Annotated in this window: 16 protein-coding genes; 10 read left to right on the top strand and 6 right to left on the bottom strand. The window is 70.5% G+C overall.

Annotated features, from left to right (window positions below):
• Positions 1-143: 143 nt before the first annotated feature.
• Positions 144-896 carry a phosphoglyceromutase gene (locus tag HC028_RS03870; RefSeq protein ID WP_168072832.1) on the top strand — a complete coding sequence of 251 codons (753 nt, stop codon included), beginning with the start codon at positions 144-146 and terminating at the stop codon, positions 894-896.
• 142 nt (positions 897-1,038) lie between these two features.
• Here the strand turns inward: HC028_RS03870 and phoU are convergent, their stop codons facing one another.
• A complete protein-coding gene (gene phoU, locus HC028_RS03865; protein WP_168072830.1) occupies positions 1,039-1,683 on the bottom strand; it encodes a phosphate signaling complex protein PhoU in 645 nt (214 codons plus the stop codon).
• A 193-nt stretch (positions 1,684-1,876) separates the two neighbouring features.
• Here phoU and HC028_RS03860 point away from each other — a divergent pair, with 193 nt between their 5' ends.
• Both HC028_RS03860 and HC028_RS03855 read left to right on the top strand, forming a co-directional pair.
• Positions 1,877-3,160 (top strand): ATP-binding protein, encoded by a 1,284-nt coding sequence (locus tag HC028_RS03860; RefSeq protein ID WP_373313834.1) that lies wholly within the window; start codon positions 1,877-1,879, stop codon positions 3,158-3,160.
• Positions 3,161-3,172: 12 nt separating this feature from the next.
• Entirely contained in the window at positions 3,173-3,856 is a 684-nt protein-coding gene (locus HC028_RS03855; protein WP_168072820.1) for a response regulator transcription factor, read from the top strand.
• A 12-nt stretch (positions 3,857-3,868) separates the two neighbouring features.
• On the opposite strand, the gene HC028_RS03850 is transcribed toward HC028_RS03855, so the two are convergent.
• Entirely contained in the window at positions 3,869-4,663 is a 795-nt protein-coding gene (locus HC028_RS03850; RefSeq protein ID WP_168073368.1) for a DUF3109 family protein, read from the bottom strand.
• Between the two features lie 60 nt (positions 4,664-4,723).
• Between HC028_RS03850 and HC028_RS03845 the strand changes: the two genes are divergently transcribed.
• Positions 4,724-5,647 (top strand): Ppx/GppA phosphatase family protein, encoded by a 924-nt coding sequence (locus tag HC028_RS03845; RefSeq protein ID WP_168072818.1) that lies wholly within the window; start codon positions 4,724-4,726, stop codon positions 5,645-5,647.
• 78 nt (positions 5,648-5,725) lie between these two features.
• Complete coding sequence (locus HC028_RS03840) at positions 5,726-6,523, top strand: sugar phosphate isomerase/epimerase family protein (RefSeq protein WP_168072815.1); 798 nt, start codon at positions 5,726-5,728, stop codon at positions 6,521-6,523.
• Between the two features lie 15 nt (positions 6,524-6,538).
• On the opposite strand, the gene HC028_RS03835 is transcribed toward HC028_RS03840, so the two are convergent.
• Complete coding sequence (locus tag HC028_RS03835) at positions 6,539-7,078, bottom strand: CGNR zinc finger domain-containing protein (protein WP_168072813.1); 540 nt, start codon at positions 7,076-7,078, stop codon at positions 6,539-6,541.
• A 148-nt stretch (positions 7,079-7,226) separates the two neighbouring features.
• Between HC028_RS03835 and HC028_RS03830 the strand changes: the two genes are divergently transcribed.
• From HC028_RS03830 to HC028_RS03810, 5 genes are all read left to right on the top strand, one after another.
• The gene (locus HC028_RS03830) at positions 7,227-8,147 is read left to right on the top strand and encodes a proline dehydrogenase family protein (RefSeq protein ID WP_168072811.1); all 921 of its coding nucleotides are present in this window, start codon (positions 7,227-7,229) and stop codon (positions 8,145-8,147) included.
• Between the two features lie 63 nt (positions 8,148-8,210).
• Entirely contained in the window at positions 8,211-9,545 is a 1,335-nt protein-coding gene (locus HC028_RS03825; protein WP_168072808.1) for a hypothetical protein, read from the top strand.
• Positions 9,546-9,678: 133 nt separating this feature from the next.
• Positions 9,679-9,780, top strand: a complete 102-nt coding sequence (locus HC028_RS03820; protein WP_007465623.1) for a 30S ribosomal protein bS22 — start codon at positions 9,679-9,681, stop codon at positions 9,778-9,780.
• Between the two features lie 109 nt (positions 9,781-9,889).
• Positions 9,890-10,981, top strand: a complete 1,092-nt coding sequence (locus HC028_RS03815; protein ID WP_239075296.1) for an NAD-dependent epimerase/dehydratase family protein — start codon at positions 9,890-9,892, stop codon at positions 10,979-10,981.
• Positions 10,978-11,868: a lysophospholipid acyltransferase family protein gene (locus HC028_RS03810; protein ID WP_168072806.1), complete on the top strand. Its 891-nt coding sequence runs from the start codon at positions 10,978-10,980 to the stop codon at positions 11,866-11,868. Before HC028_RS03815 ends, HC028_RS03810 begins: the two co-directional genes overlap by 4 nt.
• A gap of 7 nt (positions 11,869-11,875) precedes the next feature.
• Here HC028_RS03810 and HC028_RS03805 read toward each other — a convergent pair whose 3' ends face one another.
• From HC028_RS03805 to HC028_RS28350, 3 genes are all read right to left on the bottom strand, one after another.
• Positions 11,876-13,000 (bottom strand): hypothetical protein, encoded by a 1,125-nt coding sequence (locus HC028_RS03805; protein ID WP_168072804.1) that lies wholly within the window; start codon positions 12,998-13,000, stop codon positions 11,876-11,878.
• Positions 12,997-13,929, bottom strand: a complete 933-nt coding sequence (locus HC028_RS03800) for an HAD family hydrolase (protein WP_239075295.1) — start codon at positions 13,927-13,929, stop codon at positions 12,997-12,999. The genes HC028_RS03805 and HC028_RS03800 overlap by 4 nt, the downstream gene beginning before the upstream one ends.
• A gap of 164 nt (positions 13,930-14,093) precedes the next feature.
• Positions 14,094-15,206, bottom strand: coding sequence for a DUF5667 domain-containing protein (locus HC028_RS28350; RefSeq protein ID WP_338091264.1), 1,113 nt, complete (start codon positions 15,204-15,206; stop codon positions 14,094-14,096).
• Positions 15,207-15,319 lie beyond the last annotated feature (113 nt).

Below are 15,319 nucleotides of genomic sequence, written 5' to 3'. Positions count from 1 at the left end.
ATGCCCGCACGCCCGTGCGTGCCTTACACCATAGAGTGGTGCGAGATCGTCACGACACTGCTTTTCCCGTGGCGGCGGTCACTGCCGCGCCCGCCCTATGGGTACGCGCAGAGCCGCCCGCCCGGGTAGGCGAAGATGTGGGCATGAGCGAAGTCGGGACGCTGGTGCTGCTGCGCCACGGCGAGAGTGAGTGGAACGCCAAGAATCTGTTCACCGGCTGGGTCGATGTCGACCTCAGCGCCAAGGGAGAGGCGGAGGCGCGTCGCGGCGGCGAGCTGCTGCGCGAGCACGACCTACTTCCCGATCTGGTGCACACCTCGGTGCTGCGCCGTGCCATCCGTACGGGCGAGATCGCCCTGCACACCTGCGACCGGCACTGGATCCCCGTGCGCCGGTCGTGGCGGCTCAACGAGCGCCACTACGGGGCGCTCCAGGGCAAGAACAAGAAGCAGACCCTCGAGCAGTACGGCGAAGAGCAGTTCATGCTATGGCGGCGCTCCTACGACACCCCGCCGCCGCCGATCTCCGACGACGACGAGTACTCGCAGTTCGGGGACCCGCGCTACGCGTACCTGCCGCCGGAGCTGATGCCGCGGACGGAGTGCCTCAAGGACGTGGTCGAGCGGATGCTGCCGTACTGGTACGACCAGATCGTGCCGGATCTGCTGGAGGGCAAGACCGTCCTGGTCGCCGCGCACGGCAACTCGCTTCGCGCGCTGGTCAAGCACCTCGACCGCATCTCCGACGAGGCGATCGCCGGCCTGAACATCCCCACCGGCATCCCGCTGCGCTACGACCTCGACCGCAACCTGCGACCGATCACGCCCGGCGGTACCTACCTCGACCCGGAGGCGGCTAAGGAGGCCGCTGCGGCGGTGGCGAACCAGGGCCGCTGACGATCCAGGTTTCTGAGGAAACCGCCCCTGTTTCTGCGGAGGGCGCCCCTCTTACGGTCTATTCCGGTCTTACGGTCTATTCCGGGAGAGGGGCGCCATCTTCCCGAAGGCGTCCCGAACAGGGGCGCCCTTCGCAAAGCGGTTACGGGGCGTTCTCGCCGGTGACCAGGAAGATGACGTGCTGGCCGATGTTGACCGCGTGGTCGGCGTACCGCTCGTAGAAGCGGCCCAGCAGGGCGGCGTCCACCGCGGACTCCACACCGTGTGGCCAGTCGGCCTTGAGGACGATCTTGAACAGCTGGCGGTACAGCTCGTCCATCTCGTCGTCGTCGCGCTCCAGCTGTGCGGCCATGACGGCGTCCAGATTGGTCAGCGCGCTCGCGATCTTGCCGGCCAGCAGGTCGGCCACCTCGCCCATGCGCTCGACCACCGAGGTGAGCTCCGGCCCGATCGCCGGTGCCGGGTGTCGGCGCAGGGCGGCCTTCGCCACGTGCTCGGCCAGGTCACCCATCCGCTCCAGATCGCCGGCGACGTGCAGCGCGGTCAGGACGACCCGCAGGTCCGACGCGACCGGCGCCTGCCGGGCGATCACGTCGTACACCTTGTCTTCGACGATGCGGTACAGGGCGTCGATCTCGGCGTCCCGGTCGCACACCTGCTCGGCTTCGGTCCGGTCAGCTTTGAGTAGTGCTCCGGTGGCGTGACGCATGGCCACTTGGACCGCCTCCGCCATGGCCACCAACGTGCGGCCGACCTGCGTCAGGTCGGACCGGAACTCTTCGCGCATTACACTCCTGACACTGGGGCTGGCCGCCCACATTATGTGTCGGGTCGGCTATCTCGTGCGATAGATATGTGAACTGGTCCGGGCGCGTCGGTGAACAGTCGACGAAGCTGTGCTGGGATTGTGGCATCAGACCTGATCAGCAGGCGTACCGGGCACCTACGATCGGCGTGTGCCGTCCAATGAGCTCCTCGCGATGTGTGCTGCGCTACTTTGCCTGGTCGCAGCGGCCGTCGTCATGGCGGCATTCCGGTCGCGGCGTACCCTCATGGTCGTGTCACCAGCTGCAAAGGATGGGCAGCCCGCGGGACTCGGCTCCGATGGCGGCCCGCTGGCGAAATCACCTGAATCTCTCGACCTCCCGATCCTGCAGCCCGCCGGCGTTCCACTGGCCCAGGCTGCCATGGAGGCGCTCCGGGTGGGCGTGCTGGTCCTCGACGCCGACGACCGTCCCGTGCTGGCCAATCCCGCAGCCTGGGACATGGGGCTCGTGCGGGGGCGCGGCGACGCCGGAGCCGACGCGCACAGCATCGTGCGTACCCTCGCCGGCCAGGTGCGCCGGACGGGGGAGTGCCGCGAGGTCGAGCTGGACCTGCCCCGTCCGCGCAGCATCGAGGGTGGCGGCGCAAAACTGCTCGGTGTGCACGTGCGCGCGTCGGCCGCCGAGGACGGGCACGTGGTGGTGGAGGCCGCCGACGTGACCGAGGCGCACCGGGTGGCCCGGGTGCGCCGCGACTTCGTCGCCAACGTGAGCCACGAGCTGAAGACGCCGGTCGGGGCCCTGCAGTTGCTGGCCGAGGCGCTGTTGGAGGCGACCGACACCGAAGGCGGTGACGCCTCGCCCGATCCGGCGGCGGCCCGCCGGTTCGCCGAGCGCATCCAGAAGGAGTCGACCCGGCTCGGGCGGCTCGTCAGCGAACTGCTGGAGCTGTCGCGCCTGCAGGGCGCCGAGCCGCTGCCCGAGCCGCAGCCGGTCGCGGTCGACCGGATCATCGCCGAGGTCATCGACCGTACGCGTACGCCGGCCTCGGCCAAGAACATCGAAGTGCTGGTCAGTGGCGACCGGGCGCTGACCGTGTACGGCAGCGAGGGTCAGCTCGTGACCGCCGTGACGAACCTGGTGGAGAACGCCATCGCGTACTCCCCAGAGAACACCCGGGTCACCCTGGGCACCAAGACGACCGTCGGCACGGTGGAGATCTCCGTGGTCGATCAGGGGATCGGCATCGAGCCGCGGGACCTGGACCGGATCTTCGAGCGGTTCTACCGGGCCGACCGGGCACGCTCACGGGCGACCGGCGGCACGGGCCTCGGCCTGGCGATCGTCAAGCACATCGCCACGAATCACGCCGGTCGGGTCGATGTGAGCAGTACCCCCGGTGTGGGGTCTACGTTCACCCTGCGGCTTCCTGGCCGTCCGCCAGAGGCCTCCGTGCCGCTACCGCAGTCGGTTGAGATCAAACCGAGTTCGGTTGTTTAGGAAGGACGTACGTTGTCGCGAGTGCTGGTGGTTGAGGACGAGGAGTCGTTCTCCGATGCCCTGTCGTACATGCTGCGCAAGGAGGGCTTCGAGGTCTCCGTGGCGGCGACCGGCACGGAGGCGATGACCGAGTTCGACCGTACGGGTGCGGACATCGTGCTGCTGGACCTGATGCTGCCGGAGATGTCGGGGACCGAGGTCTGCCGGCAGTTGCGGGCCAAGTCGCACGTGCCGATCATCATGGTGACCGCCCGGGACAGCGAGATCGACAAGGTCGTCGGGCTGGAGATCGGCGCCGACGACTACGTGACGAAGCCGTACTCGCCCCGTGAACTGGTGGCGCGGATCAGGGCGGTGCTGCGCCGGCAGGTCGGCGACGCCACGGAGCTCACCCCGCCGACCCTGTCCGCCGGGCCGGTACGCATGGACGTCGACCGGCACGTGGTGACCGTGAGTGGCGAGGCGGTGCAGTTGCCGCTCAAGGAGTTCGAGCTGCTCGAACTGCTGCTGCGCAACGCCGGTCGGGTGCTCACCCGTGGCCAGCTCATCGACCGGGTCTGGGGCGCGGACTACGTCGGCGACACCAAGACGCTGGACGTGCACGTCAAGCGGTTGCGCTCCAAGATCGAGCCGGAGCCGTCGGCGCCGCGCTACATCGTCACGGTGCGCGGCCTCGGGTACAAGTTCGAGCCGTAAGCCGCGAACCGCTCAGGCGTCGGGCGGCGACGCCGGGTGCTTGGCGACCAGGCCCAGCTCGAGCCGGCGGGCGCAGATCTCGGCCAGCCTGTCGTACGCCGGTTTGCCGATCAGGGCCGTCAGCTCCGGCCCGTACTCCTGGTACATCGGCTTGGTCCCGACGTGCGCCTCGGGTGACGAGGTGCACCACCAGTGCAGGTCGTGGCCGCCCTCGCCCCAGCCGCGGCGATCGAACTCACCGAGTACGGACTGCAGGATCTTCGTGCCGTCGGGGCGCTTGATCCACTCCTGTTCCCGGCGGATCGGCAGTTGCCAGCACACGTCCGGCTTGTACTCCAGCGGGTGCACGCCGTCGCGCAGCGCCTGCCCGTGCAGCGCGCAGCCGCCCCCGCCGGGGAACGACGCGTCGTTGAGGAACACGCACGGCTGGTCCGGCCCGCGGGTGGCGGTACGCCGTGCGGGTGTATTTCCGTCGATCGTGTCCATCTCGGTGTAGTTCTTGAAGCCGCGCCGGAAGTGCTGCCAGGTCTCCGGCGTCAGTTTCTTCGCCGCCGCCCGTACCCGCTTCTCGTCGTCGGGGTCGGTGAAGAACGCGCCGTGCGAGCAGCAGCCGTCGGCGGCACGCCCGCCGACGACGCCGTGGCAGCCGCGGGCGAAGATGCAGGTCCACCGGGACAGCAGCCAGGTCAGGTCGGCCCGGATCAGGTGCTTCGCGTCGGCCGGGTCCACGAACTCCACCCACTCACGCGGGAAGTCAAGCTCGACCTCACGGCTGCGGGGGTCGTCCGGCTTGCCTGTCTGGACCATAATCTCCACCACCACGTGACCTACGGTACGCGGCTACCCGGTGGGAATTACGGTATGCGGATGCGACTCGGCGTACTTGATGTCGGTTCTAACACCGTTCACCTCCTCGTAGTCGATGCTCACCACGGTGCGCACCCGTGGCCGGCGTATTCGGAGAAGGCCGAGTTACGGCTCGCCGAGAAGATCGGCGCGGACGGCAAGCTGAGCCGGGCCGGCGCCGACGCGCTGGTCGAGGCGGTCGCCAAGGCCCGGGACGCCGCCGCGACGTACGAGACGGAAGATCTTCTGGCCTTCGCCACCTCGGCGGTCCGGGACGCCACCAACTCGGCGGCGGTCCTCCGCCGGGTACGCGATGAGACCGGCGTCGACCTTCAGGTGCTCTCGGGCGAAGCCGAGGCGATCATGACGTTCCTCGCCGTGCGCCGCTGGTTCGGCTGGTCGGCCGGGCGACTGCTCGTACTCGACATCGGCGGCGGCTCGCTGGAGATCGCGTCCGGCATCGACGAGGAGCCTGACGTGGCGCTCTCGTTGCCGCTCGGCGCCGGTCGGCTCACCCGTGAATGGCTGCGCGGGGATCCGCCGACCGCGGCACAGGTCGAGAAGCTGTACGAATACGTCGACGAGCAGATCGGCAAGGCGCTGGGGCAGTTGCCCGAGCGCTGGGACCGGGCGGTCGCGACCTCCAAGACCTTCCGTACGCTGGCCCGCCTCGCCGGCGCTGCCCCGTCGAGCGCCGGTCGGTGGGTGCACCGGGAGCTCGCGCTCACCGGTCTGCACCAGGTGCTCGGCTTCATCCGGCGGATGCCGTCCGCCGCGCTGGCCGAGATGGAGGGGGTCAGCGCCAGTCGGGCGCACCAGCTACTCGCCGGAGCGGTGGTCGCCGAGACGGCGATGCGCAGGCTGGGCATCGAAGCCGTCGACATGTGCCCGTGGGCGCTGCGCGAGGGCGTGATTTTACGCCGCCTCGACATCCTCTCTTCCTGAGCGCGGATACCCGACCGGGGTCAGTCATTAGTGGGTGCGTTTGGGTTCGGTTGTCGTATTGGCGGCTAGGCTGAAGCGGTGACCCCGGTCCTGCTCTCCACCTCGTCCGTGTTCCCCGAGCCCACCGCCGCGGCATTCGAGGTAGCGGCCACGCTCGGCTACGACGGGCTCGAAGTCATGGTGTGGAACGATGCCGTCAGCCAGGACGCGGGGGCGCTGAGCGGGCTGTCCGAGCACTACGGGGTGCCGGTCCTGTCGGTGCACGCGCCGTGCCTGCTGGTGACCCAGCGGGTGTGGAGCGCCGACCCGTGGGAGCGGCTTCGGCGCGCGGCTGAGCTGGCCGAGACCCTCGATGCGCCGACGGTCGTGGTGCACCCGCCCTTCACCTGGCAGCGCGAGTACGCCCGGGGGTTCGAGACCGGCATCCGCCGGGCGGCGAAGAACCATCCGTCGATCCGGTTCGCGGTCGAGAACATGTATCCGGTGCGGATGGCCGGCCGGGAGTTCGTGCCCTACTCGCCGGGGTGGGACCCGACGGTCGCCGGGTTCGACGACTACACCCTCGACCTGTCGCACTGCGCCGCCTCGCGGACGAACGCGCTCGTGCTGGCCGATGCCATGGGTGACCAGCTCAGCCACGTGCACCTCGGTGACGGCACCGGCGAGGGTCGCGACGAGCACCTGGTGCCCGGCCGCGGCGGCCAGCCCTGCGCCGAGTTGCTGGAGTCGCTCGTCCGGCGTGGCTTCGCCGGATCGGTTGCGGTGGAGGTCTCCACCCGCCGGGCCGCCAGCCGTGCCGAGCGCGAGGCCGACCTCGCCGAGTCGCTGGCGTTCGCCCGCCAGCACCTGGGCACGCCGTCCGTTGTGGACGCCTGAGCCCCTTCGGTCGAGCTACGCGGGGATCGGCTCCGACTCGGCGGCCCGCTTGCGGGCCCGGTGGGCGGCGACGTGCGAGCGCGTCGCGCAGCGCTCGGAGCAGAAGCGGCGGCAGCAGTTCGACGAGGTGTCGAGGTACACGTTGCCGCAGCGCTCGTCGGCGCAGATGCCGAATCGGGAACTCCCGTGCTCGCACAGCCAGACCGCGAGGCCCCACGCCGCGCCGGCCAGAAGTTCGGAGCTGACCGCCGAGCCCCGGCCCGTCACGTGCATGTGCCAGTCATTGCTGTCGTGGCCGGAGATCCGCGGCCGGATCGGGTACGCCTCGAGCAGCGCGTTCAGCTCTTTCACCGCTTCGCCGTCGCGGCCGGCGGAGCCGTGCTCGAACACGTCCCGCAGGCGTTTCTGGGCGCGTTTGATCACGTTGAAGTCTCGCTCGGTGGCTTCCTCAGCCATCCATTCCTGCTCGCCGAACAACTCCGTCAGGTCGGCCAACTCCGTCAGCGGTGTGTTGACGATGTCGACGGCCGTCCGGGCGTACGCGTCGAAGTCCACGCGACAAAGGTAGACAAGAAATACGCCAGGCCCTAGTCCAGCGGGGTCAGCCGGGTGGCGAAACCGGGCGTATCCATCCGTACCAGGACGCGAACCGCCGGTGGCCATCGAGCACGGACCGGTCGGGGCGGGGGGCTACGCTCCTCTCATGTTCCGATCGGTGATCCTTGCCGCTGCCGGGTCATCCCGGGCGGAGCGGCTCGTCCAGAGCGTGCCGCTGAGCCGCAGCATCGTGAGCCGGTTCGTCGCGGGTACGGGATCCGACGACGCCCTGCGGGTGACGCGTGAGCTGGTTGCGGACGGGCTGGCGGTGACGCTCGACTACCTGGGCGAGGACACCACCACGCCGGCCGGCGCCGAGGCGGCCCGGGACGAGTACCTCAGGCTGCTCGATGGGCTGGCGGCCAGCGAGCTGACCCCGGCGGCCGAGGTGAGCGTGAAACTGTCCGCCCTCGGCCAGGCGTTCGACGAGAAACTCGCCGAGGAGCACGCCCGGCTGATCTGCGCCAAGGCGTCCGAGGCGGGCACCACCGTCACCCTCGACATGGAGGACCACACCACCACAGACTCCACGTTGGAGATGCTGGCGCGGTTGCGCACCGACTTCCCGACCGTCGGCGTCGCCCTCCAGTCGTACCTCCGGCGTACCGAGGCGGACTGCCGTGAGCTGGCGACGCCCGGATCGCGGATCCGGCTGTGCAAGGGCGCGTACGCCGAACCCGAGTCGGTGGCCTACCAGTCCCGCCTCGACGTCGACAAGTCGTACGTACGCTGCATGAACATCCTGATGGCCGGCGACGGGTACCCGATGATCGCAAGCCACGACCCGCGGATCGTGACGATCGCGGAGGACCGGTCGAAGTGGTTCGACCGCGGCGTCGACGAATTCGAATTCCAGATGCTGTACGGGGTGCGGCCGGAGGAGCAGCTTCGGCTGGCCAGGGAGGGCTACACCGTGCGGGTCTACGTGCCGTACGGCACTCAGTGGTACGGGTACCTGATGCGCCGGCTGGCCGAGCGGCCGGCCAACGTCGCGTTCTTCGCGAGGGCCCTGCGGTCGCGTAGCTGATCGACACCCATCGGCTTCCGCGTTACTCAAGCGGCCGGAGGCGGCATCGCGTAGCGTCAAATCGTGACCGAGGAGGAGCTCGATCCCGGGGTGGTGCCGGTACCCAAGCGGGATCTGCTCGTCCGGCTCGGACTCGGTCTGGCCGCGCTGTTCGGCCTGCTCGGCGGTCCGGCCGCGATGGCCGTGGGCCGCGGCTGGTGGCAGCCGCTCGACCGGACCGCTATGACGATGAATTCGCCGTCCGGGAGTCCCCGCAATGGCGGGGCGATAGCGTTCTCGCAGTCGAGCATCGACCGTCCCGGCCTGGTACGCGCCCGGCTGCAGGCGCTGCTCGACGCGCAGGCGGCGGCGTTACTGGGCGGTGACGAGGCGGGCTTCCTCGCTCCGGTCGATCCGGGCAACAGTGCTCTCCGGGGTGATCTGAGCCGGCGCTTCGTCGTCCTACGCAGCATGAACATCGCGGGCTGGACCGAGACGCTCGGCGGCGAGCCGGAGGCGGTCGAGGGCGGTTGGCGGGCGGTCGTGCGGATCGGGTACTGCTTCGTCGTCGCCGGCTGCGAGCCGGTGGTGATCCCGGTCCCGACCCGCTGGGCGGACGCCCCCGGGCCACCCCGTCTGGTCGAGCTGGGGTCCTCCGACGCGTCCGATCTCGGCCCGCGGCCGTGGGAGGTCAGCGATCTCCGGGTGGCGATCGGGTCGCGAGTGGTGGTCGCCGCCACGCCCCGGTACGCAGACCGGGTGCCGGCGCTCCTCGCCGCCGCCGAGAAGGCGGCCGCGGTCACCGACCGGTACGCCCGTTGGGGGCCACCGCCCGGCCGTTACCTCGTCTACCTCGCCGGGCCGGAGGAGTGGGGCCGCTGGTACGGGGTGCGCCAGGCGCAGTGGGTCGCCGGGTACGCCATGCCGATCACCGTGCGCCACGCCGAGATCGTGCTGAATGGCCAGCGGGTCGCCGGTGACGAGGTCGTCGACACTCTGCGCCACGAGTTCGCGCACGTGGTGACGCTGGTCGACGTGCATCGGGACTACTCGGCGCAGTGGTGGCTCGTCGAGGGGGTCGCCGAGTACGTGCGGATGGTCGGGCGGCCGCTGAGCGAGTACGAGTTGCTGAGCGCGTCGCGCCGGTACGTGCGCGCCGGTAACCCCACGGGGGTGCCGGCGCTGACGGAGCCGGCGGCGAGCGCCTCGGCCGAGGACGCGAGCGGCCGGTACGGGGTGGCGTTCCTGTCGGTGCGGCGGCTGGCCGAGCGCTACGGCGAGGAGAAGATGCTGCGCTTCTTCGATCAGGTCGTCCGCCAGGGGGTGGCACCGCAGTCGGCCGCGGCCGGGGAGTTCGGGGTCGACTGGGGTGAGATCACCGGCGACTGCGCCGGGTACGTGCGGCGGAACCTGGGGTGAACGGCGTCTACCGTGAGCCCATTTTTCGAACTCGTCATGTGCCGGCTACCCTGGACGCGCCATTATTTCCGTGTGTCAGCGCCGCTTAGGGCGACGGCTGACGCCCACGAGTACGTGACAAGGGGACAGTCGTATGGGCTCGGTGGTCAAGAAGCGCCGCAAGCGCATGGCCAAGAAGAAGCACCGCAAGCTGCTGCGCAAGACCAGGGTCCAGCGTCGCCGTCTCGGCAAGTGACCTTCGGGCGGTGCGTCGGCGCGTATCGTTGATCGGTACGTGCCCACGCGCCGTGGGTATGTCTTAACCGATCTGCCCACCTCACGCGGGGACGCAGCACGGAGGAATCGTGAGCGAGCGAAGCGACGTGTCGAAGCGTCGTGGGAGCGCGCCCAGGATCGTGCTGGTCACCGGCGTGGCCCGTCACCTCGGCGCGCAGGTCGCCGCCCGGCTCGTCGCCGACCCGCGGGTCGAGCGCGTCATCGGGGTTGACCTCACCGCGCCGCCCGACGAGCTCGCGCCCCTGCTCGAAGGCGTCGACCTGCACCGGGTCGACCTCCGTAACCCGGAGATCGCCCGGCTGCTCGGCGACGAAGGCGTGCAGGCGGTGGTGCACCTGGCGATCACGACCGCCGTCGACTACCAGTCGGGCGGGCGCGGAGCGAGCAAGGAACTCAACGTCATCGGGACGATGCAGTTGCTCGCGGCGTGCCAGCAGGCGCCCGACCTGCGCAAACTGGTGGTCCGGTCGTCAACGGCGGCGTACGGCGCCTCCTTCCGCGACCCGGCGGTCTTCACCGAGGACACCGAGCCGCGCGAGGCGCCGCGCGGTGGCTTCGGCCGTGACGTGCTCGACATCGAGGGGTACGTGCGCGGCTTCCGCCGCCGTTGCCCGGACGTCGTGGCGACCGTGCTGCGGTTCGCGCCGTTCATCGGTGAGCACGCCGGTACCCGGCTGAACCGGTACTTCGCGCTGCCCGTGGTGCCCACGGTCCTCGGGCGCGATCCGCGACTGCAGTTCATCCACGTCGATGACGGGCTCGAGGTGCTGCACCGGGCGATCGTGGAGCGCCACCCCGGCATGTACAACGTGGCCGGAGCGGGGGTGCTCACGCTGTCCCAGGCGATCCGGCGGGCCGGCCGCGTCACGTTCCCCGTCGTCGAGCCCGGCCTCTCCGCGGTCGCCGGTTTCGCAAAGAGTTCGGGAGCGCTCGACTTCTCCCTTGACCAGTTGGACCTGTTCGTTCACGGTCGGGTGGTGGACACCACCCGGCTGATCGAGGAGTTCGGCTTCGAACCGCGCTCCACGGCGGCAGCCTTCGACGACTTCATCCGCGGGGCCGGATTCGGGCCGCTCGGCCCACACCGGGTGCGCGCGGCCGAGCGGTCGATCCTGGAGAGCATCCAGCGGATCCGGGGCACCGTGGAAGGGGACCGATGACCGACGGTCGGTACGAGGCGGCGGACGCCGACCCGACGTCCGAGGGCGACGCCTGGGATCGGCGGGTGGCCGGTCTGCTCGCGCTGCTGCGCCACCGCCTCACCGGCGACTACTCCGTCGACGAGTTCGGCTTCGACAAGCAGCTCACCGAGTCCGTCTTCCTCCCCGCGCTGCGCCCGCTCTACCGGACCTGGTTCCGCGTCGAGACGTACGGCGTCAAGCACCTGCCGGAGGAGGGCGCGGCGCTGATCGTCGCCAACCACTCCGGCACGATCGCGCTCGACGCGGCGATGCTGGCCGTCGCCGTACACGACGAGCACCCCGCCCAGCGCTTCCTGCGCCTGCTCGGCGCCGATTTCGTCTTCCGCATGCCGGGGCTGTCCGAGGTCGCCCGCAAGTCCGGCAGCACCCTCGCCTGCAACCCGGACGCCGAGCGACTGCTGCGCTCCGGTGAGCTGGTCGGAGTGTTCCCCGAGGGGTTCAAGGGCGTGGGCAAGCGCTTCGCCGACCGGTACAAGCTGCAGCGCTTCGGGCGCGGCGGGTTCGTCTCGGCCGCGCTGCGCACCGGTACGCCGATCATTCCGGTCTCGATCGTCGGCGCCGAGGAGACCTATCCGCTCATCGGCAACATCCGACCGTTGGCGCGGCTGCTGGGCACGCCCTACTTCCCGGTCACCCCGCTCTTCCCGTGGCTCGGGCCGCTCGGCGTGGTGCCGCTGCCGAGCAAGTGGCTGATCGAGTTCGGCGAGCCGATCACCACCGAGGGCCTGGCGGACTCCGGGGACGATCCCATGGTCGTGTTCAACCTCGCCGATCAGGTACGCGAGACAATCCAGCAGAGCCTGTACCGGCTGCTGGAGCTGCGTCCTGACCCCTGGTCCGCCTGACCGGTCTTTAGGACAGGCTGCGCAGGTCCAGCGCATGCCACCCGAGCGCCTCGTTGTCGCCGGTGGACCAGACGAGTACGCCGCCGCGGGCGGAGATCGTACCGACGCCCCGAGACACGATGACCGTCCGGTTCTTCGCGGCGTCGTGGACCATCAACTGCTGACTGCTGGTGGGGGAGCCGTCCGGGCCGGGTTGCGAGAGGACCTCGAACCGGTCGAGCAGCGCCACGTCGGCCGTTGCCGCGCTGGTCTGTGATCCGGCTATCCGGCGACGCCCGTTCCCGTCCGGTCGCATCAGATCGACGCGGGCCGGCCCGCCGGTGCCGCTGAGAACCAGTACCCGGCACCAGGCCGGGGTGCAGGCGAGCAGCTCGGTCGATGCCGCCGGCACCCGGACTTTCCGGTCAGCGACCATGTCGTACAACTCGACCGGCCCGGCCTGGCCGCTGCCGGCGCTGACCAGCCAGGGCCATGCCGACAGGGCGTACGCCCCGGGCACCTTCCGGACGTCCACCTTGCCGCCGCCCAGTGGGACGGAGCGGACCTCGGTGACGACCTCCGCGCTGCGCGCGGCGGCGGCCCAGTGGACCCGACCGTCGGCGATGACGAGGTCGTACTGGGAGTTGAAGAAGATGGCGTCGCCGGTGTCCGCGGTGATCGATGCGGCCGGCCCGCCCGTACGCCAGTTGGCCTTCCACAGGCGGGTCTCGGCATGCCCGCTGGCGTCGGCTGTCGACTCTGCCCAGACCACGTCGTCGCCGCTGGCCACGAAGCCGGCGAACTGCGGATTGCCGCCCGTGGCAGCCCGGTGCAGCTCACGTACCTGGCTGGCGCCGGTACGCAGCATGATGCGTACCGCCGTCTTGTCGGGTGTCGGCGCGGAGCCGATCGAGGTCTGCGGATCGAAGTACAGCAGGGGCGTGTACGCCGAGCCGTCGGCCAGTAGCCCCGGCGCGTCGGACGGGCGGGCGTTCGGCCAGACCTGCGCGAGGTCGGGTAGGGACGGGGTGGCGCCGGCGGACGCGGGGGTGGCCCGTTGCGGCGGCGAGCCGGCGAGGAAGGCACCGGCTGCGACGAGCGCCACGGCGAGGCTGCCGAACGCCGGCAAGCGGCGCCCCCGTCCTACGGTCACCGCCCGTTGCGTCCGATCAGGAGGCGGCTTTCATGCGCGCCCCGGCGTCGCCGTGCCAAGGCGACGCCGGCGACCAGAGCGCCAGCGGCTGCCGCCGTGCCCACGGCGGTTGGCACGGCCACCTTCGCGGCCTTGCGGCCGGTGCGGAAGTCACGGATCTCCCATCCGCGCCGGCGGGCTTCGTTACGCAGCGCCGTGTCCGGATTGACGGCGACCGCGTGGCCGACGGCGGACAGCATCGGGATGTCGTTGACCGAGTCGCTGTAGGCCGAGCAGCGGGTCAGGTCGAGACCCTCGACGTCGGCCAGTCCCCGGATCGCCTCGGCCTTGGCCGGGCCGTGCATCAGGTCGCCCACCAGCCGTCCGGTGTAGTGACCGTCACGAACCTCGGCGACCGTGCCGATCGCGCCGGTCAGGCCCAGCCGCTTGGCGATGACTCGGCCGAGCTCCACGGGGGCGGCGGTCACCAGCCAGACGCGCTGGCCGGCGTCCAGGTGCATCTGGGCCAGAGCCCGGGTGCCGGCCCAGATCCGCTCGGCCATCAGTTCGTCGAAGATCTCCTCGCTCAACCGCTCCAGGTCGTCGACGTGCCAGTCGGCCACGAAGGCCAGAGCGGCGTCCCTGGCTGCGGACACATCGCCGGAGTTCTCCGAGGCCAGCAGCCGGAACTTGAGCTGCTGCAGCCCGAAGCGCACCAGGTCGCCGGTGGTGAAGTACTTGCGGGAAGCGAGGCCCCGCGCCAGGTAGTAGATCGAGGCGCCCTGCATCATGGTGTTGTCGACGTCGAAGAATGCGGCCGCGCCCGGGTCCGCCGGCACCGTGAGCGCCGCTTCGACCTCTGCGGCCGCCCAACCCGAAAGCGGGTCGACCAGCTTCGTCGATGCAGCACCGGCGCGTGACTTCCGGCGGCTCTGGATCCGGCTCGCCATTCTCGCCCCCCTGTCCGACATTCCGGCGGCTCCCTCGGGCCGTCTTAAATGAGGGTATCCGTCCTGTAGCGGGTCGTGGGTGGACAACAGGCTTACACGTGGCAGACATGCGTCGACACGCCCGCCGATATACGCGAACGGGTGTGTCGACCGTCGCCGTTTGCTCAGCCGACGCCGAGCATGCGCGCGATCCGGTCCAGGAGGCCGTCGTCGGCCGGCTGGCTCGGCTGCGGCGCGCTCGTGGCGGGGGTCTGCGCAGCGGGCCGCGTCACCGTGATGCCGCGGGGGGTCGTCCCGGACGTGGTGACACCCAATCCGCTCGCCGGCGCCTGCGTGGCGTCGTTCCGGGCCGGAGAGCTTCCGGTCGGGGCCCCGTAGACGCCGCTCGCCGATGGATTCTGGATCGCGCAGCCGCCGGGGACCGGGCCCAGCTCGTCGACCGGGGAACCGGAGAGGTCACCGCAGTTCAGGCTCGTGCGCAGGGTGGCGACCCGCTGTGTGATCTGGTCGAGAAGCTGCAGCGAGGCGACGGTACGGGTGCGCGGCGTGCCGGTGAGGGTGGCCAGCATGCCGGCGATCGTGTGCCGCTGACCCGCGGCGAACACGTCGATCGGGTCCAGCGACGCGGGATCGCGCCGTTCGACGGCCGTCGCGGTGATCAGCCGTACGCCCTGACGGGTCTCGCCGTCCATATCGGCGAGGATCGCGACGACGTCGCCGCGCCCTGCGGCGGCCTCGTTCAGTCGGGTCCTCGCGAAGTCGAGGTACAGCTGGCCGCGGCTGAGCTGGGAGCTGGACAGCGCCACCTGGGCCTGCTCGCCGGACCGCTTCACCCCGTACAGCGCGTCGCCGGGCTTCGCGTCGCCGCTCAGCGCGGACATGCTGGCGAGGGCCAGGGCGCTGACGGCCAGCCCGACCACTACCGCGCCACGGGCCCGCCGGCTGCGTAGCGGAAGCCAGGCCAGCATCGACGCGGTAGCGGCCGGTCGGCGGGCGAACTGGCGAGTGGCGTCCGGTTCGACGGCGCTCGCTCCGATGCCGTCGCGTTCGATCGTCGCCATCAGCATGGCGCGCAGGTCGGTACGGAACTCCGGGTCTGCCTGCGCGTCGACGTCGATCCGGCGCAGCCGGTCGCCTACGCCCATCAGGTCGTTCAGTTCCTGGTCGGCCGTAAAACAGGCGTCGGGGTGGCGGGCGCCACCGTAGGCGTTGTCCAGGAGCTGCGCGAAGCGCTCGGCGCGCTGGCGGCGGAAGAAGAAGAGGTTCACCGCGAACACCCGCCTTCGCTCGTCGCGAGTGTGTGGCGCGACGGGATGGCACGGGTCGCCACCGGGACCAGCGGGCGCCCCGCCACCGGTCGTACTCCATCCAACGGAGGTGCACAGACTCC

It is taken from the genome of Planosporangium flavigriseum (assembly GCF_011947225.1).
Classification (GTDB): domain Bacteria; phylum Actinomycetota; class Actinomycetes; order Mycobacteriales; family Micromonosporaceae; genus Planosporangium; species Planosporangium flavigriseum.
This window is presented reverse-complemented; position numbering and strand designations above follow the sequence as displayed.

Excerpts from the sequence above, each read along its gene's own strand:
- HC028_RS03870 (WP_168072832.1), top strand. The coding sequence starts at position 144 with ATGAGCGAAGTCGGGACGCTGGTGCTGCTGCGCCACGGCGAGAGTGAG.
- phoU (WP_168072830.1), bottom strand. The coding sequence starts at position 1,683 with ATGCGCGAAGAGTTCCGGTCCGACCTGACGCAGGTCGGCCGCACGTTG.
- HC028_RS03860 (WP_373313834.1), top strand. The coding sequence starts at position 1,877 with ATGTGTGCTGCGCTACTTTGCCTGGTCGCAGCGGCCGTCGTCATGGCG.
- HC028_RS03850 (WP_168073368.1), bottom strand. The coding sequence starts at position 4,663 with ATGGTCCAGACAGGCAAGCCGGACGACCCCCGCAGCCGTGAGGTCGAG.
- HC028_RS03845 (WP_168072818.1), top strand. The coding sequence starts at position 4,724 with ATGCGACTCGGCGTACTTGATGTCGGTTCTAACACCGTTCACCTCCTC.
- HC028_RS03830 (WP_168072811.1), top strand. The coding sequence starts at position 7,227 with ATGTTCCGATCGGTGATCCTTGCCGCTGCCGGGTCATCCCGGGCGGAG.
- HC028_RS03820 (WP_007465623.1), top strand. The coding sequence starts at position 9,679 with ATGGGCTCGGTGGTCAAGAAGCGCCGCAAGCGCATGGCCAAGAAGAAG.
- HC028_RS03810 (WP_168072806.1), top strand. The coding sequence starts at position 10,978 with ATGACCGACGGTCGGTACGAGGCGGCGGACGCCGACCCGACGTCCGAG.
- HC028_RS03800 (WP_239075295.1), bottom strand. The coding sequence starts at position 13,929 with ATGGCGAGCCGGATCCAGAGCCGCCGGAAGTCACGCGCCGGTGCTGCA.